Below are 25254 nucleotides of genomic sequence, written 5' to 3'. Positions count from 1 at the left end.
TTAATTAGCTTTATGTAATGCACGGGATTTTTCAATCTCATATTCCAGTTCGGGATCAATGTTTTGCGCCTCCACTTTTTTGGCTTTTTCCGCCAGGTCGGCTTTATGCGCTTTTAGGTACTCCAGTTTTTCTTTACCGTAGGAGAAGCGGGTGATGATTACAAACAATACCGGTACAATGAAAATAGCCAGTGTAGATGCTGCTATCATCCCGCCCAAAACGGTAAAACCTATGGTTCTGCGGGCTACAGCACCTGCACCAGTGGCTAATACCAGCGGCAGTACACCCAAAACAAAGGCAAGAGAGGTCATGATGATAGGCCGTAAACGCAGGCTTACCGCTTCCAGGGTTGATTTGATGAGCTCCTCACCCATATCTACCCTTACCTTGGCAAACTCTACTATCAGGATGGCATTTTTGGCCGCAAGCCCGATGAGCGTAATTAACCCGATTTGCGCATACACGTTATTGGTTAAACTTGGCACCAGTACCAATGCCAGGATAGCTCCCATGGCACCTATCGGCACAGCTAATAATACAGAGAACGGTACCGACCAGCTTTCATACAAGGCCGCCAGGAACAGGAACACAAAGGTGATGGAGAATAGGAAAATGTAAATGGTTGTCGAGCCGGCCTTGATCTCCTCGTAACTCAGTCCCGAAAACTCATAATCGTACCCCTCTGGCAAAACTCTTTTTGCCAGCTCCCGCATGGCGGCTATGGCTTCGCCGCTGCTATGGCCTTCGGCTGCTGCGCCATCAACTTCGGCCGTGCGGAAGATATTAAAGTGGGAAATTAGCGGCGGCGCGTCGACAGGTTTATAGTTCATCAAGGTACCTAAAGGCACCATATCACCGGCCTGGTTACGCACATAGTATTTATCCATATTGGCAACTACTTTACGGAAAGCCGTATCGGCCTGTACCACTACGTGGAAAGTACGGTTATAGGTAGTAAAATCGTTAATGTATAAACTGCCCATATAAGCCTGGATAGTAGTGAATACATCGGCTACGTTCACGCCCAGTTTTTCGCATTTTTCCCTGTCGACAGTTAAACTGTAGTTAGGGGTATGCGAGGTATAAAACGTGAAGGCTTTGGAGATCACCGGGTTTTTATTCGCCTCGGTCACAAATTTGTCTACTACTCTTTGAAAGTCCTGCAGGTTATCTGTTGTGCTTCGCTGTTCTATTTGTAAGCTGAAACCAGCGGTTGTGCCAATACCTGGCAGTGGTGAGGGCTGGATAACTTCTACGTTAGCGTCCCGGATCCCTGCATCGGCAATTCGTTTTTGCAATTCGCCTATAATGCCCGGTACCTGCTCGGTTGTTTTGCTGCGCTCGTCCCATGGCGCAAGCTGGCAATAAATGGTGCCGTTATTGGAGTTACTGGCATTGGTTACCACGTTTAAGCCAGATAACGCCGCATAGTGCGCCACGCCCGGTGTTGAGCCGATAACCTTCATCAGTTTCGACATCACTTCTACAGATCTTGCGGTAGATGACGCGGGCGGCAACTGGAACGTAACATACAAATTGCCGTCATCCTCTGATGGAATAAAGCCTGATGGCTTATGCTGGAATAGGAAGAAAGTTGCCACGCAAATGCACAGCAGCAGGATCACAATAAAGCGGGATGCCTTGATGCTTTTTTTAACACCTTCGGTGTACCTGTCCGTTACCCTTTGAAACCAACTGTTAAATTTGAAAAACAGTTTGTTGATGCCTTTTGCGTCGGCGTCAATATGCGATGGTTTTAACAACAGCGTACACAAAGCCGGCGTTAATGATAGGGCGATAAATGCCGATATGATCACCGATATGGCTATGGTAATAGCAAATTGCTGGTACAAACGCCCAACTATACCGGGAATAAAGCCTACCGGTACAAACACCGCCGCCAATATGAGCGCGATGGCGATTACCGGTGCCGAAATATCCTTCATGGCCTGGTAAGTAGCCTCTTTGGCCGACATGCCTTCGTGATCGATATAATGCTGAACGGCCTCAACCACAATAATGGCATCATCAACCACAATACCTATGGCCAGTACAAAACCAAACATGGTTAGGGTATTAATGGTAAAGCCAAGTGGTATAAAAAAGCAAAACGTACCAAAAATAGATACCGGGATAGCCAGAACCGGGATCAGCGTTGACCGCCAGTTTTGCAGGAACAGGAATACCACCACGGCCACGAGACCCAGTGTTTTCAGTAAAGTTCCTACCACATCTTCCATAGAAACTTTTACTACCGTAACCGATTCAAACGGCACCCGGTATTGCACATCAGATGGGAAGTTGGTTTTCAATTTGGCCAAAGCCGCGTACACACCGTTGGCCGTTTCCAAAGCGTTGCTGCCGGGCGCCTGGTAAATTTGCAGGTAAGACGCCTTATGCCCATCAACAAAAGAATTACTGGAGAAGGTGAATTTACCCAACTCAACCCGGGCCACATCTTTCAAATAAACCAGCTGCCCGGTAGCAGGGATGGTTTTTACAATCACCTTTTCAAATTCCGATACTTTACTCAAGCGTCCGTTTACCAGGATGCCTAACTCGTAAGTTTGGCTGGAAGCCTGCGGCGGCACACCTGCTGTACCCGCCGCTACCTGCACGTTTTGGGCGTTAAGGGCGGCAATTACATCAGATGGGGTTAAGCTGTAGGCGGCCATTTTATCCGGGTTCATCCAGATACGCATGCTAAAATCATCCGTAAAGCGATTAATGCTACCTACGCCGGGAACACGCAACAGTGCATCCTGGATAAATATATTGGTGTAATTATCTAAAAAAGTGATGTTGTGCGTGCCTTTGGGTGCGTAAATTGCCACCATCATGAGCATGCTTGGGTTTACCGCGCGTACAGTTAACCCAAGCCGGCTTACCACGGCAGGCAACAGCGGGGTAGCAATACTCACCCTGTTTTGAACATCAAGCGCGGCAACATCTATATCCGTACCCATTTTAAAGGTTACGTTCATGCTCATTTGCCCGTTATTGGTATTGTTGCTTTGCATGTATTCCATGCCCGGCGTTCCGTTCACCTGCTCCTCAATGGGCGTGGCAACGGTTTGTTCAACCGTTTGCGCGTCGGCACCGGTAAACTGGCCGTTAACCTGTACAATAGGCGGGGTAATATCCGGATACTGATCTATCGGCAACATGAGGATACTCACGGTACCGGTAATAATCAGCACAATAGATATCACGATGGCCGTTACAGGTCTTTTTATAAAAGTATTAGCGATCATAGGATGTCTTCGTCTAAAATTTTTTGTTTGTGTTTTAACGTTACCACTAACGGGCTTTACCACCTGCCGATGGGCCTACCTTGTTGGCAGTGGTTATTTTTGAACCATCGTGCAGTAACTGCACGCCATCAACAATAACCTGTTCACCTTCATCGATGCCGCTTTTGATGATCATGTTGGGGCCAATGGTTTCGCCAACCTGTACCTTTTTCTGAAATGCCACCAGTTTTTTGATCTTGTTTTTGGCCGAATCGGCACCAGCTTTAGGGTTGTTCATCATGGTATCTTTGGCGGTATACACAAAGTATTCGCCCATTTGCTCAACAACGGCTTTGCCCGGTACTACAATTTGCGGCCCCGACTCCTGGTTGTGCACACGTACCACGCAACTCATGCCTACTCTTAACATTCCTTTGGGATTAGGGAATACCAGCCGGATGGTGATGGCACCTGTTTGCGAATTCACCGCCCTATCTATCACCGCTATTTTGCCGTTCACCGGGTAAAGCGAGTTATCTGCCAATAGAATGGTGAAAAGCGAATCGGTTGGTTCGTGCTTGCTTTGTTGCAGGCGCTCAAATTTTTGCAGCTGTTTTTCGTTGATCACAAAATCAACAGCCATTGGGTCGTTGGTTGAGATGGTATTTAGCCCGGTAGTACCCGCGGTTACCACGTTACCCAACTTCACCTGGCTTAGGCCAATAGTGCCATCAAAAGGCGCATATACATCGGCGTAGCTTAAATTGGTTTTAGCCGTCCTTACCGCCTGGTCTGCCGATTTTACCTGGCTTTTGGCGTTATCAAGGGTGATTACGGCATGGTCATACAGCTGCCTGGCAACGGCGTTATATTTATTGAGGTACTCATAGCGGTCGGCATCCTGCTGGGCCTGCAGCAATGTGCCTTCGGTAACTTTACGGTTGGCAACGGCGGCATCGTAGCTATCCTGGTAAATCCGCCTGTCAATTTCGTACAGCTTTTGACCTTTTTTTACCTCGGTTCCTTCGGTAAAAAATATGCCGGTTATGGCGCCCTGTACTTGCGGCAATAAGGTTACCTGGCTTAGCGCAGCGGTGGTTGACGGGTACTTATCATAATACAAAACCCGTCTTGCCTTCACCTTGTACAGGTTTACGGGCACTTCGGTATTTTCGGGCGGCTGCTTTTTTTGACAGGCTGCAAAAAGTACTATACTTATAACAATGGCATTTAAAAATACGCGCTTCATCGGACTGGTTTTTTTAGTATTAATAAGTGATATCTCCCATCGCTTTTTCCAGGTCAATTTTGCTTGATAGCAGCTGAAAAAGCGAGTTAGTGTAATTGATTTCGGCTGTGATCAGGTTTGATTCGGCAGTGATCACGTTAAGGTAGGCTACAATGCCCTGTTTGTATTGCAGGTTTACCACAAAGTAAACACGCCGGGCCATAGCCACATTTTTGCGCTGCACATTAAAGCTAAACAGGTTGCTTTTATAACCGGCCAGCCCAGTGGTGTATTCCTTATACAGCTGCGATCTCAGGCCGACCACATCCCAGTGGATCAGCTGCTCCTGTAACTGCGATTTATGCACATTATGCATCCTTGCAAACCCCGTAAATATGGGAATACTAAGCGATACGCCAACAATTGAGCTTGGGTATGATTTTGACAACAGATTTGAAAAATTGTTGTTGGCATATTGCAGGCTGTAATTGAAAAAACCGGATACGGTTGGCAAATAAGCGTACTTGTAGTAATTGGTAAGCTGTACCTGCAAATCTTTTTGGGTTTCCACCTGCCTATATTCAATCCGCTTTTCATATTGTAATTGCCGGGTGGTATCAATTTGAATATCGGCCATCATCTGGGCCGTATCAATACTTACATTAAAATCCTGTTGTGGCTCGTAACCCATCAGTTGCTTTAATGCAGCGTATTGCGGTATAATATTTTCATTGGCCTGCTTTAACTGCGCCACCGAATTGTTGAGGGTGATAGTGGCTTGCAGGTAGTCGGTTTCGTCCACAATGCCACCTTTATATTGATGATAGGTATCGCGCAGATTTTTACGAAGCCTGGCGGTATCTTCCTTTAATACATTAATCTGCTGCAAAGTAAGCAACACGTTATAAAAGGATTTGCTCACTGCCGATACCAGGTATATTTTGGTACTATCGGTAACCTGCTGTGCCTGCTTTACCAACAAGGGGGCGCTTTTAGCCGCATACAACAGGCTGGGGCTTAAAATGGCCTGCGATACTGCCAGCTCCGGAATAAAAGTATTGTTGTAACTGCTGCGTACAGTACCGGTAGAGCCGGTGCCGGTTGTGGTGCCGGTGCTTGTAGAGATATTAGCGTTTGATTGCTGAATATAATGCACCACGTTACCATTGGCGTTCACCTGCGGTAACCAGGCTGCTAAGTTGATGGAATTGGTTGTACGGGCAATAGCGGTACTGATTAATGATTTGTTTAAAGCCGGCTGATGTATCAATGCGTAATCGATACATTGTTTAAGGGTTAAATACTCCCCGCCGTTTTTACCGGCATCGGTAGCGTTAGGCATTATCGGGAAACCGACCGTACTGGTATCGGGCACATTTTCGGGTACAGGAAATTGCTTCTTCTTATTACTTTGCGCGGCTGCGGTTAATGATAGTAAGAGTAGGCCTGCAAATAAAAACGGCCTTAAACCATAAATATTTATTGGTATGCGCGTCATGGCAAAACAGGTTGATGTTATAGTGAATGACGTTTTAACCGCCCTTCTGATTAAAATTTAGAAAAAAGGAAAACAGGGTTTGAAAGCGTCAAAACTGCAATGCCTACAAAAGGCATGAGATTGACACAACATTTACCGATTCCGGGTGCGGATTAACACCTGATCAGTAAATTCAAAAGATAGATAAACTCAAATTCGGAGCGTGCGGAGGCTGAGGTAAGAAGGGGACGAATGGGAATATACAGCATCCAAAGTGCCGTTTGGTTTGTTAGCAACAGTGAAAGCCGCAGCAGCAATAAGCAGGAATGCAAAAAACAGGATCACTGTCCTGGTGGGCGCAGCTAAATCCTTTCGGCTTTCAATGGAGTGAAAACTTCTTTGAAACTGAACCCGCGGTAAGTTGGCATTACCATTTTTATGGAGAAAATCTATAGAAGGTGGCGAATGCAGACCGCCTGCATCATTTTGCCGCGGCAGATAAGCGATATGAAAAAAACCAATAGCCTGGTATATCACCAAAAGCGATAATACTATGTATTGTTGTATGGTTTGTTTATACCTTTTCACCGCGCTATTTAACTAAGGCAAAAATAGTTCATCGCGCTAAAATGTTTTGTAATGATTTGGATACATGACTTTTGAAGGCAATATCCGCAGCTTTCCAAGCTGGCTCAAACTAAAATGGCAACCAAGTGCCACCAGCAGTTACCCAATTGATTTTATCGCTTTATAATTATTCAACAGCGGCGGCATACCCCATACTTCATTGATAATGTGATATATAGCTTTGACCAGCCTGTTGGTTATGTCACTTTGGGGTATTGTTTTTAAGCTTCAGGGTGCCTATCCGCCATTACACCAAAAAAAATAAAAAAAACATTTGGTTGTATCAAAAAAGCCTCTTACTTTTATTAAAGAATAGAACAGAACAGAATAACCAATTATTCAATAACCAAACCAATTATTATGAAAAAAAAAGTACCACCTAAAAAACTGGGCACGTATGTATTATGCCTTATTTTGCTACTTTGTTTCCAGCAGGGTTTTGCCCAGCAAAAAAAAAGTGTATCTGGCCATGTAACCGACGAACACGGCCAGCCCCTTCCCGGAGTAAGTATTTTGCTTGACGGAACTGCTGAAGGCACAAGTACCGATGTGAACGGATTTTACAAGATCAGCGTTCCCGAAATCAATGCAAAGCTCTCGTTCTCCTTTATCGGTTATTTGAAAAAAACAGTCGCAGTTACCAAAGACTGGAATGGAGATCTAGCCATGGCACCAGACAAAACCTCGGGAAACCTTGGCGAAGTAGTGGTGATTGGCTATGGTACCAGGAAAAAAGCAAACCTCACGGGAGCTGTAAGTACCATTAAAGGGACAGAACTGGAGAAATCGCCGGTTGCTAACGTATCCAATACGCTTGCAGGCGCTGTACCGGGGCTGATTGTTAACACCCGGAGCGGCGAACCAGGCGCTGATGATGCCAGTATCCTGGTGAGGGGAAAAGGCACCCTGGGTAATACCAGTCCGCTGGTTGTGATCGATGGTATCCCCGATCGTGGTTTTAATCGCTTAGATCCTGCGGATATCGAATCCTTCACCGTTTTAAAAGACGCTGCCGGGGCTATTTACGGTGCAAGGGCGGCAAACGGTGTTATATTGATTACCACTAAAAGAGGTACAGCAGGAAAAACCACTTTATCATTTACGTCCAATTTTTCTATGACGCAGCCTACCCGGGTCCCCAAAATGTTAAACTCCTGGGAGTTTGCGCAATCGGCCAATGAATATGATGACCTGGTTGGCCAGCAGCATGAATACACTGCTGATGATATTCAAAAGTACAAAGATGGCACCGACCCGCTTGGCCACCCCAACACCAATTGGTGGAAAGCAGTAATGAGAAACTGGGCAACTCAAACCAATAACGTGTTAACGTTAAGAGGCGGTTCGGATAAGGTAAAGTATTACATCTCGGGCCAGCACCTGTTTCAGAACAGTATATATAATAGCGGTACCGATTATTACAAAAATGACAATGGCCGCGCCAATATCGACATCTCGGCTACCGATAATTTCAAGATCGGCGTGGACGTGATGTACCGCGCTGAATACAAAAACGGCGAAGCGCCGGGATACGACGCCAATGCTATATTCAGCCAGTTGTGGAATGCCTATCCTTACCTGATTCCAGTATATCCAAATGGTAAAGTCGGCGTAGGTATTGGTGGCGGCCCTGCCACCAGTATGGTATATATATTGAATGGCGACCTGGGCTATACCCACAACAATTATAACTTTTTGCAAACGAAAACATCGTTCAGCTGGGCATTGCCAAAGGTAACGCCAGGCCTGCATCTTGACGGCTATTTTGCATACGATGTAAACTCAAACCAATATAAAGGTTTTAACGCGCTGCCCCCTCCTGCTTATAGTTATAATAAAACAACAGGCAATTATGATGAGTTTACCTCTACCGTTCCTCCAAATTTATCCATTACCAATAGCCAAACTGTAAGCAGGCTGGCTAACATTAAACTAGGCTACGAGCACAAATTTAAAAAGCATGGTATAGAAGCATTTGTAGCCTACGAGCAGCAACAACAAACGTATACCGAGCTGGATGCTTACCGTACCGGCTTTTTAAGTAATAACGTAACCGAATTATTTGCCGGCAGCACCGTAGGCCAAACCAACAATTCTATAACTACACAATTTGCCCGTCAAAACTTCATTAGCCGGTTATCTTACAACTATGATGACAGATACCTGCTGGATTACAATATGCGTTATGACGGATCTCCTAACTTTCCGGCAGGCAAACGCTTTGGTTTCTTCCCATCCTTATCAGCCGCCTGGCGGATATCGCAGGAAAGCTTCTTCCACTCGTCTGTAATTGATGACCTGAAACTGAGAGGATCATGGGGCAAAACCGGTAATGATGCGGTTAACGCCTTCCAGTACATCCAAACCTATGGGCTTCAGGCAGGCCAGATATCACAATATCTGGGGGCAGGTTATTATTTTGGCCCCAACGCTACCCAGGTGCCTGGTTTCTCGTTAGGCCCAACACCAAACACTAATATCACCTGGGAAGTGGCTACAACCACCAACCTTGGGATTGATGCGCAGTTATTTCATGCGCTTTCCATCAGCGTAGATGTTTTTCGCTCGTCAAGGAATAATATACTGGTTGCACCAAGCGCGGCCGTACCCGATTATACAGGGCTTACCTTACCCGATGTAAACCTTGGTAAAGTAAATAACAAGGGTATGGAGCTTGACCTTGGCTACAATAAAAAACTAAACGAAGATTTCTCTTTCAATGTTAATGGTAATATGACCTATGCGGTTAATAAGGTGATATACGGTGCCGAGCCGGCAAATGTACCTGCTTACCAGCGCGTAACAGGCTATCCCATTGATTCATGGTTGCTATACCAGGCCGATGGTATTTTTCAGAATACCACTGAGCTAAATGCTTCACCTCACCCAACAGGTACCGGTGTTGGCGATATCAGGTATAAAGATATAAACGGAGACGGAGTGATAAACGACCTTGACAAGGTAAGAACTACACTTTCAAACACACCGCAGATCCTTTACGGCCTCACCCTTGGCGGGCGGTATAAAAACTTCGATCTAACTATATTTTTCCAGGGACAGGCCAAATCAAAAGCCATTTTATTACCAAGCGGATTGAATATAGCCGAAGAGTTTTTCACAGGCCGCTGGCAAAAAGAAGGGGATGATACCTACCCCCGCACATTTAATGGCCCAACAAGCCGCACTTTTGGCTCAAACGCTTATCCATCAACTTTCTGGCTTCGCAATGATGCTTTCCTGCGCCTTAAAAACGTAGAGCTTGGCTATAGCTTTTCTAAAGACCTGTTAGCCCGGATAAAAGTAAAGGCGGCAAGGGTATTCGTAAGCGGAAATAACCTGTTCTCCATTGACAGCTTTGGCCCTTCGTTCGACCCTGAAAGTGCTACCGGTACCGTTAATAACGGCAGGATCTATCCGCAGCAACGGGTCATCAATCTTGGGGTAAATGTTACATTTTAAATGATTTACGCAATGAAAAAAACAGTCAATATATTCAGTTTAGTACTGCTGCTGTGTACAGGTATCTCCTGTAAAAAAGTACTCGACTTGCAGCCAACCAGCTCCTTTTCAACCAATACGGTTTGGACGGACCCCGCCCTTATCCAGGTATTTGTTAACCAGATATATAAAGAATCGGTATTTGCATTTAAAGATGGCGGCTTTGGATGGGGCTCTCAAACAGATGAGTTATACAGTAACTTTAACTGGTGCCATGAAAATACCTACGTGCTGGGGCAGGCTACTCCAGATAACCAGGGCAGCTCTTTCCCTTTAAATTACAGTTCTACCCYTAATTATTGGACAACTTTGTACAGCACCATCCAAAAAACCAACCAGTTTTTTCAAAATGTGGTACAGGCAGATACCGTGGGCCATGGTGCACAGCTCAACAATATGAAAGGTGAAGTTCACTTTTTAAGAGCATTATGTTATTTTGAATTATTGAAGCGCTTCGGCGGGGTACCATTGATCACCAAAGTGTATACGGCTAATGATAATACCTTCAATGAATCAAGGGCCACCTGGGACCAGACCAGAGATTTTATCCTGACTGATATTGCCGCAGCAGCTGCCATACTTCCTAAAAGCTATAGCAATACCGATAACTATGGCAAGGCCACCCTGGGTGCTGCGCTCGCGCTTAAATCGCGCCTGTTGCTGTATGCGGCAAGCCCTACTTATAACACCGGAAATGAGGCAGGCAGGTGGCAGGCAGCTTCCGATGCGGCAAAGGCTGTTATCGATCTGGGTCAATACTCGTTGCATGGCAATTCCTCAACCTACAACACCATTTTTACCGATTTTTTTAACAGCGAAGTAATATTTTCAAGGGTATTCAACGCAACTGTTCAGGAGGATAGGTACAATACGCTCTATCGCGACCTTAGCCCGAACGGATACAATGGCTACAGCGCTTACAATGTACTGGAGCAAATGGTGGAAGACTTTGATATGGCCGACGGAACGCCGTTTAACTGGGCTACCAACGGTGCGAACCCTTACCAAAACAGGGATCCGCGATTTTATGCAGACATCCTGTTTAACGGATCGCCTTTTCAGGGCCGGGGCGCGCAGTTTTATGAAGGCGGACTCGATTCAAAAGAAAGCTCTTTATCTCCATGGAATGCTTCAAAAACAGGGTATACCATGCGAAAAATGGTTGATGAAAGTTATAATTTTAATATTCAGCCCTATAGCGCCTGTCAGTGGGTATCATTCCGCCTGGCCGAAATTTATTTAAATTATGCAGAGGCTCAAGCCGCCCTTGGCAATAGCGGGCAGGCATTACTTTACCTGAATAAGATAAGGAACAGGGCCGGGATGCCGGCAATTACAGCAACCGGAGCCGCTTTAACAGACGCCATTCGCCATGAAAGACGAATAGAACTATGTTTTGAAGGGCACCGCTACTTTGACCTGCGCCGATGGGGCATGGCCGAAATTGGTTCAAAAGATGGTTTGGGTATTACCATCACACCAACCTCCTCTGCAAATACTTCCTTTACTTACAAGGTAGTTACCATGCAAAAAAGGACATGGGTGCCCAGTTTTTATTACTATCCTATTCCCCGCAAGGAGATACAGATTAATCCTAACCTAAAACAAAACCCCAATTACAACTAAAACATACTACGCTTAAAAAAAAGGCAGCAAAGCAGCTGCCTTTTTTTGCTTACTTTGCCTAAAACTACACGTACTCAATGGATAGAATTTTCGAAGAAATAAGGAAGCTGGCCGAAATCCCATCTTACTCAAAGCACGACCGCTTTGTACAGGGGATTATTAATTCTATAGATGAAAAAATAATTGGCCAGGACGAGATGCTGCCATCTGTAAACCGGCTTATTAAAGAGCTTGGTTTTTCAAGGGAAACCATTGTGAAAGGCTATAAGGATTTAATTAGCCGTGGGATTGTAGAAGCGAAGAACCGTTTGGGTTATTTTGTAGGCAACGGCAATACAGGCCAAACTTTAAACGTAGCCTTGCTGATGTATAACCTGGATACTTTTGAAGAGCAGTTTTACCGGAATTTCAGGCACGAACTGGGCGAAAATGTCCAGCTAACTCCTTATTTCCATCACGGCAATATCGAAATATTTGAAACTATCCTGCTGCAAATAAAAGGCAAATATGGCATGTACGTAGTTGCTCCTATTCCGCATCCCAAAACAAAAGAATTATTGGAGACCATCCCCCGCAATAAATTCCTGATGTTTGATCGCTTTGAACAATTGGACAGCGACTTTAACCACATTACCCAGGAGTTTGGGGATGCATCTTACGCTGTTTTTTCAAAGCTGGCACCCAAAATAAAACAGTTTGATGAATTTATATTTTATCATTCGGCAAATTCATTAGATCCTAAAGAGATTGTAGATTCATTTAAAAAGTTTCTGAAAGAATTTAGCATAAAAGGCCGGATAGAGGAAGAATACCTTCCAGGTTCTGTTGAAAAGGGAAAGGTATATTTTACATTGGACAACTTTGCCTTATGGCAGATTATGCGCGATTGCAAAACCCAAAAACTTAAACCGGGTAAAGACCTCGGCGTGTTATCACATAATGATGAACCCGCTAAAGAGATCATCGGTATCACCACCTTTTCTGCTGATTTCTCGAACATGGGAAAAATGGCCGGCCATGCTGTTTTATCAAAAGAAAAAATACAGCTTACCGTTCCTATGAACCTGTTTGAGAGGCATACGCTTTAGGCTTTGTTATGAACGCCAGCATGATCATCGGCTTTCTTTTTTTTACCGGGATAGTGGCTTTTGCTTTCTGGTACAAATCTGGCAAACCCAAGGTCAGTACATTAAATGGTCTATTCTTTGCCAACAGGAGCCTGGGGTTTTTACTTGTTGGCGGCGGCCTGCTGTTTACCAATATCAATACAGCCTCTATCATTGGCGAAAACGAGCTAACCTATACCAATAACATGACGGTTATGGCCTGGGGAGTAAGTTCGGTATTGGCCATGCAGCTGGTATCGGAATTTATAATGCCACTGTACATTAAAATGGGTATAGCAACCACGCCCGATTTTTTGACCGCAAGGTATGGGGGTGGCGTTGGCAAATTGGTTTCGGTTATATTTTTGGTCAGCTACGTATTCAACCTACTCCCATCAGTATTATATGCCGGGGCCGTGGCCTTTAACGGTTTATTTCACTTTTCAGACGTTTGGAAAATAGAATATTCAACGGTCATCCTGATCCTGGTTTGGATAATGGGAACAATCGGCTGCCTTTTTTCGATGCTGGGCGGGTTAAGGGCAATTACCAAACTGGATATCCTGCTTGGGATTGGCTTTTTTACCTGCGGAATCCTGCTGCCATTCTTCGGGTTAAAATATATAGGGCATGGCAATATCCAGGCAGGTTTACACCAGGTGCTTACTGTGCATAAGGAGCACTTGAATAGTATCGGCTCATCATCAGACGCTATCCCTTTTGGCACCTTATTCACCGGTATGTTGCTGGTTAATCTTTACTACTGGGGTACCGAGCAATATATCATTCAGCAGGTACTTGCCTCAAAAGATCTTAAAACTTCGCAAAAAGGCTTGGCCATAGCCTCATTAGGAAAACTGATCTCGCCCCTGCTTTTAAATATACCTGGTATTATAGCAGTGCATGTTTTTTCAAAAATGCATAATACCGCCGAAGTTTTTCCGCGACTGGACAGCCTGGTATCCCCTCCTTTTATAGCTGGCTTTATTGCCGCGGTGATATTTGTTGCCGCCCTTACTACTTTTAATGCAGGCCTTAACAGTTCCAGCACCTTGTTCATGCTTAATATTTATAAGCCCTGGCTACAAAAGTATTCAAAACAGGCGCCCGAAAAAAAGCTATTAAGAACAGCCAAGCAATTTGAAATTGTTGTTTGCCTAGCTGCCATGTTTATTGCCCCGCTCATCATGTTTGTAAAAAGCGGCTTTTATACTTATGTGCAAATAGTTAACGGCTTTTTTAATGTGCCCATATTTACCATTATGTTTATGGGCTTTGTTACAACCAAGGTCCCGGCAATTGCGGCTAAAACAGGACTGGTTTTTTTTATTGTATGCTATGCCATTTCGCAGTTAGTTTTTGATACGCATATCCATTTTCTTCACATCATGGCTATTTTATTTGTGGTTACCTGTGGTATTATGCTGGCTATTGGCAAATTATACCCCATGCCCGTTCCGTATACACTGAAGCTTAATAATGCAGTGGATATAAAACCCTGGAAAAACCGGCACTATTATACCGTGATATTGCTTGTACTCATGATAGCGTTATTTGTTCTTTTTTCACCGCTTATTCTTGCAAAATAATTTTGGCACTATAAAAATATTTAATAATTTTATAGAATAGAACAGAATAGTATTTTTCCAAACAGGCGAAGTTTTATTCGATGATCAAATGGCGATCATACCAGTTCAAATTTAGTTTACCAATTCATTTAACCTGATAATTATAACTTACACAACATGGTTTTGCTTAAATACAAAGCAGCTTTAATCTTATTCCTTTTTACGGGCTATAAAATTATCGCCCAGGAAAAGGAGGTCACTTTTACTTCTTCTGATAAAGAACTTGTACAATCATTCAACTGGGCCAAGGAAACAGCACTGCATTATAAAGGCGCTGATACCGACCCCGTTGGCCCCTGGTATGAATCCGCTCTTCCGCCCAGATCGGCATTTTGTATGCGCGATGTATCGCACCAGTGCATCGGCGCCGAGATATTAGGATTGAGCCGCCAAAACACCAATATGTTTAACCTGTTTGCGGCTAATATATCCCAGTCAAAAGACTGGTGCACCTATTGGGAAATTAACAAATGGGCAAAGCCGGCACCAGATGATTACCGGAACGACAAGGAATTTTGGTATAACCTGCCTGCCAATTTCGATATTTTGAATGCAAGCTGGCGGATGTACCTTTGGACCGGCGACAGCCATTATATTAACGCCCCCGCTTTTGTTAATTTTCAGCAAAAAACGGTAAAAGAATATATAGACGCCTGGGTGCTTTATCCCGATTCTATGCTCAAAAGGCCCGCCCATCCTAATGCGCCGGCCCCTTACAACGAAAACGATGCTTTTCACAGGTGCCGCGGATTACCTTCTTACTCCGAAGGAGTGCCGAATTTAAAAACAGGTGCCGACCTGGTTGCAGCCCTGTACCGGGGAATGCTTACCTATTCGGAAATTTTGGCAACAAGAGGAAAGCTTAAAGAAGCGGCACTTTATGCGCAAAAGGCACAACAATACAGGAAACACCTGGAGGCCGACTGGTGGAACGAAAAAGACAACCAGTATTATACCTATTACAGCAACAACAGCCAATTTGGTATGCAGGAAGGAGAAACCTTTCTGCTTTGGTTTGATGCTTTAAAAGACACAGTAAGAGCAAACAAAACCATTAAACGCGTAGCCGCTTCGCGGTGGAACGTTGAAAACATGTCCTACTACCCTTACCTCCTTTATAAATTTGGTGAGTGGGAAAAGGCAAGGGAATACATTGTATTCCTATCTAACCCATCAACAGCAAGGCGTGAATATCCCGAAGTATCCTATGGTATAATTGAAGGAGTTGTGCAGGGCTTAATGGGTATTGCTCCCGATGCGCGAACCAAAACGCTGGGCACCATTTACAAAACTAACGGTGCAGGCAACGCCTCCGTTGATCACTTATCTCTTTTAAACACCAGTATCAGCTTGGCACATATAAACAAGCAACAATCAACTATTACTAATACAGGGAAACAACCATTTAAATGGAAAGCGATGTTTTATGGCTCATTTAAACGCGCTAATATCAATGGAAATGTTGTTGCCTCAAAAAAAGGAACTGATAACCAAAACAGGATGATATCTTTTGTAGAAACAACCGTAACACCAGGTAAAAAAGTAAACATTAAAGTGTATTAATCTTATCGTTATTTCCATCGTCCGTCTTTATGAAATTTTTAAAGAAATTGTTTTTTTCAATTTTAGCTATCCTGTTTGCTCATTTAACAATCTATGCACAACAACAAAATTTACCGGTACAAAATGACAGGTGGAGCATCCAAAAAAACGGCGCCATATCCTGGAAAATAGATAGCAGGCTTCCGCATGCAGACCATATCGAAATGTCGGGCGAAAAGGTTTCGCTGTGGATTGGCTATCGTGTTGATACGCCTGGTTTAGCTAACATTACCCGTACGGTGGTTTTCCCTACCTTCAGGATGCTGCCCGATGATACCCGAAGCCATATAGCACACACCTTTCAGGATAATGAACTGCCCCGTATCTATATCGATAATAAACTGCTGACAATTAATAATGTCACCCAGGGAGTAGCGGCCGATGATATACCCCTGAAGGTAAAAAGCATTAGCCAGCGCGGTATTATGCGCATATCCGCCCAAGCCGGAGGTAGATTGGTAGATATTGAGCGCAGCCTGTTTCCATCGGTAGATAAACCATTAGCCATAGAAAGATTTAAGCTGACCAACGTTAGCAATAAGCCGGTAACCGTTTCGATGGAAAAGTTAAAACGGGAGATAACAACAGACCCACTTACCAGCAAATCATCGCCACATACAGTCATCATTAAATCGGTTAATGACGGTAACCATGTATTGCAGCCGGGTAAATCTTTCACCTTTTCGATTTGCTTTCTTGCCACCGACCATCCTGATGCCTTAGCTTCGGTGAATCCAGATTTGGAAGAAAAAGCCAGGGAAAAACGGATAGCAGAAATAATAAGTCCCCTGCAGTTGCAAACGCCCGATAGCATACTAAATACCGAATTTGCCTTTGCCAAAATACGCGCTACAGAAAGCATTTTTAAAACCAAAAGCGGCTATATGCACGGACCGGGTGGCCTATCCTACTATGCCGCTATCTGGGCCAATGACCAGGCAGAATACGTTAGCCCCTATTTTGCTTTTTCGGGCGATAGGATAGGAAACCTATCGGCCATGAATTGTTACCGGTTATTTGCCCGGTATATGAATCCGCAGTATAAACCGATACCAAGCTCCATAGTTGCCGAAGGCGATACCACCTGGAATGGTGCAGGTGACCGCGGCGACCAGGCCATGATTGCCTATGGCGCTTCAAGATACGCGCTTACTTATGGAAACATTGATTCGGCCCAAAAACTGTGGCCATTAATAACCTGGTGCCTGGAATACAGCCGCCGGCACATTAACCAGCAAGGCGTGGTAACATCCGATGCAGATGAACTGGAAGGGCGGTTTCCTGCCGGCAAAGCCAATTTATCTACCAACTGTTTATATTATGATGCATTGATCTCCGCTGCTTTTCTTAGTGAACAACTTCATTTACCAAACAAAATAGCTGCCGATTACAAGCAGCAGGCCGCCCGGTTAAAAACAAATATTGAGCAATATTTCGGGGCCTCTATTAACAATTACAAAACCTATAGGTACTACGAAACTAATAATACATTACGCGCCTGGATCTGTATGCCCCTGGCCATGGGAATTTTTGACCGGAGCAAAGGCACCATCGATGCACTATTTTCCCCCCAGCTGTGGACAGCCGATGGTTTAGCTACCGAACAGGGAAAAGATACTTTCTGGGATCGCTCTACCTTATATGCCTTACGGGGAGTTTTGCAGGCTGGTGAAACAGGTAAAGCACTTACATTTTTACATTATTATTCGCGCAGAAGGCTTTTAGGCGAGCACGTTCCCTACCCTGTTGAAGCCTACCCCGAAGGCAATCAAAGGCACTTATCGGCCGAAAGCGGCCTATACTGCCGGATTTTTATTGAAGGGCTATTCGGGATCAGGCCCACCGGGCTAAATAAATTCAACTGTACCCCCAGGTTGCCCAAAAACTGGAAAACCATGTCGCTAAATAATATTCATGCCTTTGGGACCGAATTTGATTTAAAAGTTGCAAAAAAAAGAGATGGAAAAATAGAAATAACTATACATAAGGGAGAGAGCAGACATACCTATGTTATTCAAAACGGAGAAACTGCGCATATCCAAATATAGTTGATTGATGTGGAGATGCTGAGACTTCATTAACCACCTATTCAGAAAAGTAAAAGATAAAGCCAAGCGATTAAACGCTTGGCTTTATCAAAAATCAACAATTAAAGCGCCGTAAACTTAAAGCTGTGAATAATTACTTCAACAGGCTGGTTATCGGATGGGGCATATCCGTTAAAAAGCCATAAATTAATATGTACCGGCATACTAAGTGTACTGATAGACGTGCCTGGCGTATTGAAAGTATCCGTCTGAAATTGATTCGCATCTCCATCCTGGAAACCATATAAGCTTTGCAGTTTTACACTGCTGCTGGTTCTCTTGAATCTATGGGTTGTATAAGTACCATTAGGTGTGGTAAATGAATGAGTAGTAGATCCGGGGCTTCCGGTAACACCCGTTGCCGGCCAAATTGTATAATTTAAATTATCCCAGGCGGCATTTCCCCAGCGGGCTATCTTGATATCCATTTCGTCGTGGCCATCATTACCCGAATAGTTGTACATCCCGAAAACGATATTTTTATCAAATGAGCCTAATGTTCCTTCAACCTGCCACTGGTAAGTTCCGTAACCAAGGCTTGCTGTGGTATAAACCTCTGCGCATTCCCAATGATTATTTGATGCATTTTTCGCAATCTTTAAATGCAGCCAGCCATTGGCATCAACCCAGGCATTTGATCCGTTCCAGTAATTGGGGCCGGGGCTTACCTGGCCACTCGGAGCGCTCACAACCCAGGTATAACCGGCAAACGATAAAGTGCTGTTTACTGTTTTTTGTTTTGTAACAGCGGTAGCTTTACTTGCCGATTGTACGTTTGAGCTTTCTTTTTTACAAGCTGTTATCATTACAGCTGCAAGGAGTACCAAAAACATTTTTTTCATGGTGTTTGTAAATTAAGTTGTTAAAAAATTATATAGGTTGTTTGTATTGCATGTTGTTATATAATTATATTCTTAACCTGTTTTCAATAATCTTTTAGTTACTACTCTTTAGCATTGAATTGCCTTGCGCATTAGAAACCGATGCTACTATTATGTTAATCTTGTAATGACGGATAGTCCTTAGTCGAAAGTTTTAAGTTCTTAAATTGGGCTTTTGACTTAAGACTTAGTACTATTAACTTAACACTACTTTAAGGCCTGATGAAGAACAGTCAACAGGGAACTGGAGCCCGTCGCATCATAATCGGCAGCCCATAGGTATGCCCCTTTAAAGCCGTTTGCATTGATATAATTAGCCTTTTGAGTAACCAACGGAACGCCGTTATAATATACCCCTTTGGCAATATCAGCCTTTTCTTTACCGGCGTTTGCAGGGTCGGCGGCTATGATAGCTTTGTAGGTCATGTAATCATATGAGCCCCAGCTTTCGTTGTTACCAGCCGCATTAAGCGAGTTGTAACGCAGACCAAATGCCGGTATCCCAACAACAAGTTTACTGGCAGGTAAATGAAAGGCTGTCCATATCTGTGCGCCCGATACCATAAAATCATAGCTTGATGATTGCCCCACGGGTGCATCCGGGCCTATATGAATATTATCTTCAAAAGCGTGAATATTCACCCAGTCGGCCTTTGAAAGATCGGGGTACTCCCAATGCTGGTAGTTTACTGGTGCGGTAACAGTAACTAAAGCGCCCGCGGGCAAGGCCGCTTTTAATGCCGTTAAAAATGGCCCTATAGCATGAATGTTGTCTGGCGCGTTCCCAGAGTTGATATCCGTCATATAAATATCTACACCATCCAGTTTTTTACGGGCAACGTAAGCTTTTACCGAATCGATAAGCAGTTTCATAGATGTTGGGTTACGGATGGCTGTGCCAAAATCATTGCTTTCGTAAATGGCCCATCCGTCAATACCTGAAAGGTGGCCGCTGATACCCATAATAACCGGTATGCCTGCAATGTGGGCACGAGCAACAATTTCATTTACATGCTGGTTTACGTTTCCTTTGGATACATCAAGGGTTCCATCTGCAGCAACTTTACCTACCTGGTACTCCAGGTGTGTGATATTACTCCAAACCACATCGGCGGCGGTACCATCTTCTGTAAGGTTGGCCAACACAACTTTTGTATAAGGTTTAAAGGTATAGGTTGATGGATTCACCAACACTTTGGTTTGGCGCGATGTTGAATCGCCGTTGTAAGTAGCTACCAGTTTAATGGTATACTCGCCACCCGCTGTTGGGGTAAACTTAAATGCCGGATCGGCCGACATTTCTTTGCCATTTACCTGCCAGCTTATTTTAACCTTACCTGCCGGTGTAAACAACACGCCCGAAAAACTGGCGCTTGTACCTTCGTTAATGATCTGGTTTGATCCAAACACCTTCAGGTTATCAAATATTCGTGGATAATATGGATTAGCGTCCTCTTGTTTTTTAACTTCATCTTTTTTACACCCGGTAAATGCCATAAGCATTGCCAGCATAAATACCGGTATAGGGGTATACTTAATCTTTTTCATGTTTAATATTTTAAAATAGTAATTGATCATTTTGAGTGTGATTTTATCACTGTATTAATGGTGCCCAGCAAGGAGTTTGCCCCTGTTGCATCCTGTCGCAATTGCCATATCATGATGCCCCCGGCCTTTGCAATCGACAGCTCCGTTTTGGCCTTTATGGTTGTGATGCCGTTGTAATAAATTATGCCTCCGCCGTTAACTGTTACCTGGTCAAGATTCACGGCATCAGGATACGTGGCAACAATCTGGCTGAACGATATATCGGCCGGTGCGTTTGTGCCAAAGCCATAACCATAAAAAGGCACCCCTAAACTGAGTTTTTCTTTGGCGATGCCACGCGTACCACTCCAATAAGCCATGTCGTCAACCGCCATGCTATACGGCGAGTGCTGGCCCGGATTTGACGGCTTCCACGGCCCGGTTTTATCGTATGACATTACGTTGATAAAATCCAGCTTAGCCAAAGCGTTGTCAGGATACCTGCTGGCATAAACCGTAGCAACGGCAGCGGTTGTAAGCTTGCCTTTGGCCTTTAACGCGGCAGCAAGCGCGGTAACAAATGATTCGTAATTATTATCAATAAGCTCCTGCTCAATATCCACATCTATACCATCCAGCAAATTATCATCAACAAGCTTTATGAGCCCGGCAATAAATTTAGATTGCATGGCCGGGGCTATCAATTTGCTGAAATACGCAGGCGGAGTGCCGCCTGCAATAGATGCCAGTACCTGAACCTTATTATTATGGGCCATTATGGCTACCTGTTTCAAATCGGCATCGGCGGTAAAATCCCCATCGGCATCGGGATTAATGAAAGCCACATTGAGATGGGTTATTTTGCCCATATCAATAGCCTTTGCCTCGTTAAGCAGGTTATCTCCGTACCTAAGGTAACCTACCACCCTAAAATTTGCAGCTACTGTTGTAGTAGTATCAGATTTCACCTCGGCCTTTACATTGCTTTTTTTACAGCCGATGGCATTCAGCAACACAAAAACAACAACGGTTAGCAAGGCTTTATTTTTTAATATCTTCATTTGTTATCTTCTGTCAGGTTTATTGTTTATCCCACCAAATACGTGCTGTCCAGGTATCTTTACCGCCAAGCGCGGTAATCGCAGCTGCAATGTTTGCCGAGTTTTGTTCGCGTTCGGTTAAAGGATATTCAAACCTTCGTGGTATAGTAGTTACGTCCGATTCGGCTGTTACACCTGGCACCAAAACAGGGTAACCTGTGCGCCGCCACGTGGCATATGCCTCGGGTCCGTTCATTAATTGCGCGGCCCATATTTGGGTATCTATTTGCTGCAGTTCTTTACCCGGTGCAAGCTGGTTGTCCTGTTTAAATTTCAGGATCTCGGCTGTACTCAATGTGGGTCCGGTTGGGTATAAGCCCAGTTGCAGGCAGGCAGCCTCTAAACCGTTCTCAAAATGTTGTTTGGCTGTGCCACCTAATGCCAGGCCCCACCGCGTATTAGCTTCGGCCAGCAAAAATTCAACTTCGGCATAGGTCATGTGCAAATAAGGAGCATCGCTGCGCACCATAAAATCGGCCAGTTGTACCTTTTGCCCTCCGTTTGGAACAGACAATGTACCACGTCCGGGATAATCGATATTGATAGGCCCTAAAAAGTCGTCATAATTGTATTTACCAGGGCCAACGCCTATCAGCCCAACTTGTGCTTTTACCTGTGCTGTAACATCAAGCCTGTCGGTTAATTTATCGGGATTAACCCAGTATGCGCGTGCGATATAGTTTAGGCGCGGATCATTGGTGGCCTTCATTTCATCAAGCAACGTTGTACAAACCCTTGGGCGGCCGTCGTCCTGGTATTGGTTAATGCCTACTGATACACCGTTACCCCTTATCTCTGAATAACCATTGGTAATATTTATATAATCCAGTTTACAGATGTCATCGTTACTTGTCATTAGCCCGGCGTTGAAGGCATCTGTAGCCTCGGCTTTAGCTGCTGCATTGTCAATTTTCACCAAACGCATAGCTAACCGCAAGCGTAGCGAATTGGCGAATTTTTTCCACTTGGTTAAGTTGCCATGATATAAAAGCTCGTTGCTAACATCATCGATGCTGCCCGAACCAAGCTGGGCAACAGCTGCCTTCAGCTCCTTAAAAAAATCGGCATAAATATCCTTTTGGGTGTCAAATTTGGGGCGTACTGTACCATTAATATAGGCTTTACCTGCCTGTGTATAAGGAATATCGCCATATAAATCGGTGAGCCTTGCAAAAACATAAACCTTCATAATGCGGCAAATGGCATTCAGGTTGGGTTTAGTTGTGCTGCGTTGCACGGCGTCAACAATATTTAAAACATCATTGGGGTAGCCCAGTTCCCAAAGTTCAGACATGTACTGCCTGTCTTCAATATAAGCGCTGCCATAGCGGGTATAATAAGCGCCGCCTATTTGTTGCGCCATAGGCATTGTAAGGATGATACTTGTACGCTCATTAATAGTTACATCGCCGCCAAATCTCAACTCTACATAGTTAAGCTGATTAATAGGATCAAGGTTGGCAGATTTTGTTGGGTCGGTATTTACATCTCCAAATTTTTTGCACGAGAATAGCAATAACGGCATCAGGAGTGCAGCCAACGTATATTTGTTTAAAGTTCTTTTCATGTTGTTCGTTCTTAAATTATACATACCTGTTAAAACCTGAAGTTGACGTTAAATCCCCAGCTTCTTCTTGAAGGTAATGAACCATACTCCAGGCCCTGGCCATTGCCGTTGTTGTAATTTGAATCGGGATCAACGTTCGGAACATTTTTATGGATAATAAATGGGTTGCGGCTTACTACAGCAACCGTAAGATCTTTAATGCCCAGTTTTGCAATTGCGGATGAAGGGAATCTGTAGCTTAGCGTTATTTCGCGCATTTTTATGTAGCTGGCATCGTAAATAAACGGTGTAGCAACACCATTGCCATCGCTATAAAATTGCGACCAGTAGTTTGAAGGATCAACCGCTGTGGTGTTCTTCGTATAAACAGGGTTTCCGTTAGCATCTGTACCGGTTTGCAAAACACCTTGTGGTATGTAGCCCTGCACTTTACCTGCTGCGCGCCATTGTTCAATGGTCATACCGGCGGTTTGGCGTTGCTCTTCAGATTTTATCCATTCGGCCCGGCCCGGTAGTGTAGAAACGTGGCTGCCCCGTATAATAGCAAACATATTGGTCATCGAAAACAAGTCGGCGCCATGCTTAATATCAATAACCGCGCTTAAGCCAAAGTTTTTGTAACGAAAGGTGTTGGCCAATCCGCCCGTCCAGTTCCAGGTGCCTTTACCAAGCACACTGCGCTCTTCGGCTTGTTTTGGCGCCAGCGTTTGCAGATCGAGCACGATGTTGCCTTGCGAATCGCGCTGATAATCAAAGCCCAAAATAGAGCCGTATGGCGAACCCGGTTTTGCCACTACTGATACGCCCAACCAGCGCGCGTCAGACAACGACAGATATGGAATACCATCGGCAAGGGATAACACTGTATTGGTATTTTTGGCGAAGTTGACATTAATCTCCCACCCAAAATCTTTGGTGGCTACCGGCGATCCATTCAATGCTATCTCGACGCCCTTATTGCCTATTACACCAGCGTTAACCAGTTGCTGCGCAAACCCTGATGATAACGGCGCCGGCACCAGGTTAATCTGATCGCGTGATTTGGAGGTATAGTAAGAAACGTCAAGATTTAACCGCTCGCCAAAAAACTTTAGCTGTGTACCAATCTCAAAAGATTTAGTACGTGTAGGTTTCAGGTTTTTGTTGGGCAATACAGTGCTGGCTATCCCCCCTACCGAGGTACCATTAAAGGTTTGCGGATAAAGGTTGTAATTTAAGTTTAACAGGTACGGGTCAGTATCGTTACCAACCTCTGCACCCGATATTCTTAATTTACCAAAAGAAAGTATTGAAGGGTTTATCTTAAAAAAATCGCTAAAGATAAAGCTTGCGGCAACCGAAGGATATACGTAGCTGTTGTTATCTTGTGGCAGGGTTGACGATGCATCTTTACGTACGCTGGCATCAACATACAGGTATGATTTATAACCAATGCTTAACAAAGCATAAGCTCCGTTGTTGCGTTTACGGTAATGGTTTTCAACAACCGATTTATCTGAAAAGCTGTTGGGGCTTACCACATCGGGTACGTTAAGATTGATAAAAGTTGAGGTTGTACCGGGGTTATCTATCCTTGAAAAACTGCCGCCAAGCCTTAAGGCCAGGTTAAGCGATGGACTTACCTGCTTTTGGGCTGTTAACAAGGCATCGCCTTCGGTTGTGCCCATTTTTTGAGCAAACTGATCCAGCTCGCCGGCCAATGCGCCGGGTGTGGTACGCGGGCTGAATTTGTTATAAGTAAGATAAGTAAAATCGGTAGATATGCGGCCTTGCAGGTTTAGCCAGCTGGTAATGATATAGTTACCTTGTAAAGTACCAATAAACCTGTTTTTACGGGTTTCGTTCCGCATTTCGTTAATCACCCAGGGCTGACGCATAAGAAACGTTAAAAACGGGAGGTGTTGCCAACAAAATGTTGATAAAGAGGTGATAAGTTTAAGGGTTGCGGTTGTCAAAAAGGCTTTCAAGTTTTTTTCTTTGTAAAAAAGAATATGCCCACATCCCTTCACGATCATTTCAGATGGATACCCGATCCACGCACGGGCAATAATAAGATAATAAGAAGC

Annotated in this window: 15 protein-coding genes; 6 read left to right on the top strand and 9 right to left on the bottom strand. The window is 44.4% G+C overall.

Annotated features, from left to right (window positions below):
- From AC1DU2_RS26775 to AC1DU2_RS26760, 4 genes are all read right to left on the bottom strand, one after another.
- Nucleotides 1–3255, bottom strand: a complete 3255-nt coding sequence (locus AC1DU2_RS26775; RefSeq protein WP_477388242.1) for an efflux RND transporter permease subunit — start codon at nucleotides 3253–3255, stop codon at nucleotides 1–3.
- A gap of 46 nt (nucleotides 3256–3301) precedes the next feature.
- Nucleotides 3302–4483: an efflux RND transporter periplasmic adaptor subunit gene (locus AC1DU2_RS26770; RefSeq protein WP_477388240.1), complete on the bottom strand. Its 1182-nt coding sequence runs from the start codon at nucleotides 4481–4483 to the stop codon at nucleotides 3302–3304.
- Between the two features lie 19 nt (nucleotides 4484–4502).
- Complete coding sequence (locus AC1DU2_RS26765; protein WP_477363961.1) at nucleotides 4503–5960, bottom strand: TolC family protein; 1458 nt, start codon at nucleotides 5958–5960, stop codon at nucleotides 4503–4505.
- 189 nt (nucleotides 5961–6149) lie between these two features.
- Nucleotides 6150–6527 (bottom strand): hypothetical protein, encoded by a 378-nt coding sequence (locus tag AC1DU2_RS26760; protein ID WP_477388238.1) that lies wholly within the window; start codon nucleotides 6525–6527, stop codon nucleotides 6150–6152.
- Between the two features lie 399 nt (nucleotides 6528–6926).
- Between AC1DU2_RS26760 and AC1DU2_RS26755 the strand changes: the two genes are divergently transcribed.
- The 6 genes from AC1DU2_RS26755 to AC1DU2_RS26730 all read left to right on the top strand — a co-directional run bounded on the left by AC1DU2_RS26755 (nucleotide 6927) and on the right by AC1DU2_RS26730 (nucleotide 18074).
- A complete protein-coding gene (locus AC1DU2_RS26755) occupies nucleotides 6927–10025 on the top strand; it encodes a SusC/RagA family TonB-linked outer membrane protein (protein WP_477388236.1) in 3099 nt (1032 codons plus the stop codon).
- 12 nt (nucleotides 10026–10037) lie between these two features.
- Nucleotides 10038–11690 (top strand): RagB/SusD family nutrient uptake outer membrane protein, encoded by a 1653-nt coding sequence (locus tag AC1DU2_RS26750; RefSeq protein ID WP_477388234.1) that lies wholly within the window; start codon nucleotides 10038–10040, stop codon nucleotides 11688–11690.
- Nucleotides 11691–11767: 77 nt separating this feature from the next.
- Nucleotides 11768–12778, top strand: a complete 1011-nt coding sequence (locus tag AC1DU2_RS26745) for a winged helix-turn-helix domain-containing protein (RefSeq protein WP_477388232.1) — start codon at nucleotides 11768–11770, stop codon at nucleotides 12776–12778.
- A gap of 8 nt (nucleotides 12779–12786) precedes the next feature.
- On the top strand, nucleotides 12787–14385 hold the full coding sequence (locus AC1DU2_RS26740; protein ID WP_477388230.1) for a solute:sodium symporter family transporter: 1599 nt from the start codon (nucleotides 12787–12789) through the stop codon (nucleotides 14383–14385).
- Between the two features lie 156 nt (nucleotides 14386–14541).
- Nucleotides 14542–15987 (top strand): hypothetical protein, encoded by a 1446-nt coding sequence (locus tag AC1DU2_RS26735; protein WP_477388228.1) that lies wholly within the window; start codon nucleotides 14542–14544, stop codon nucleotides 15985–15987.
- Between the two features lie 29 nt (nucleotides 15988–16016).
- The gene (locus AC1DU2_RS26730; RefSeq protein WP_477388226.1) at nucleotides 16017–18074 is read left to right on the top strand and encodes a hypothetical protein; all 2058 of its coding nucleotides are present in this window, start codon (nucleotides 16017–16019) and stop codon (nucleotides 18072–18074) included.
- A gap of 101 nt (nucleotides 18075–18175) precedes the next feature.
- Here the strand turns inward: AC1DU2_RS26730 and AC1DU2_RS26725 are convergent, their stop codons facing one another.
- The 5 genes from AC1DU2_RS26725 to AC1DU2_RS26705 all read right to left on the bottom strand — a co-directional run bounded on the left by AC1DU2_RS26725 (nucleotide 18176) and on the right by AC1DU2_RS26705 (nucleotide 25065).
- A complete protein-coding gene (locus AC1DU2_RS26725; protein ID WP_477388224.1) occupies nucleotides 18176–18955 on the bottom strand; it encodes a LamG domain-containing protein in 780 nt (259 codons plus the stop codon).
- A gap of 246 nt (nucleotides 18956–19201) precedes the next feature.
- The gene (locus AC1DU2_RS26720; RefSeq protein WP_477388222.1) at nucleotides 19202–20542 is read right to left on the bottom strand and encodes a glycoside hydrolase family 18 protein; all 1341 of its coding nucleotides are present in this window, start codon (nucleotides 20540–20542) and stop codon (nucleotides 19202–19204) included.
- Nucleotides 20543–20568: 26 nt separating this feature from the next.
- Nucleotides 20569–21582, bottom strand: coding sequence for a glycosyl hydrolase family 18 protein (locus AC1DU2_RS26715; RefSeq protein ID WP_477388220.1), 1014 nt, complete (start codon nucleotides 21580–21582; stop codon nucleotides 20569–20571).
- A gap of 19 nt (nucleotides 21583–21601) precedes the next feature.
- Nucleotides 21602–23188 carry a SusD/RagB family nutrient-binding outer membrane lipoprotein gene (locus tag AC1DU2_RS26710; protein WP_477388218.1) on the bottom strand — a complete coding sequence of 529 codons (1587 nt, stop codon included), beginning with the start codon at nucleotides 23186–23188 and terminating at the stop codon, nucleotides 21602–21604.
- Nucleotides 23189–23217: 29 nt separating this feature from the next.
- Nucleotides 23218–25065 carry a TonB-dependent receptor domain-containing protein gene (locus tag AC1DU2_RS26705; RefSeq protein WP_477388216.1) on the bottom strand — a complete coding sequence of 616 codons (1848 nt, stop codon included), beginning with the start codon at nucleotides 25063–25065 and terminating at the stop codon, nucleotides 23218–23220.
- Between the last annotated feature and the right edge of the window lie 189 nt (nucleotides 25066–25254).

The sequence above is a fragment of the Mucilaginibacter sp. P4_C11 genome (assembly GCF_056402115.1).
The sequence above is the reverse complement of the archived record's forward strand: the minus strand, read 5'-3'. Positions and strand labels throughout refer to the sequence as shown.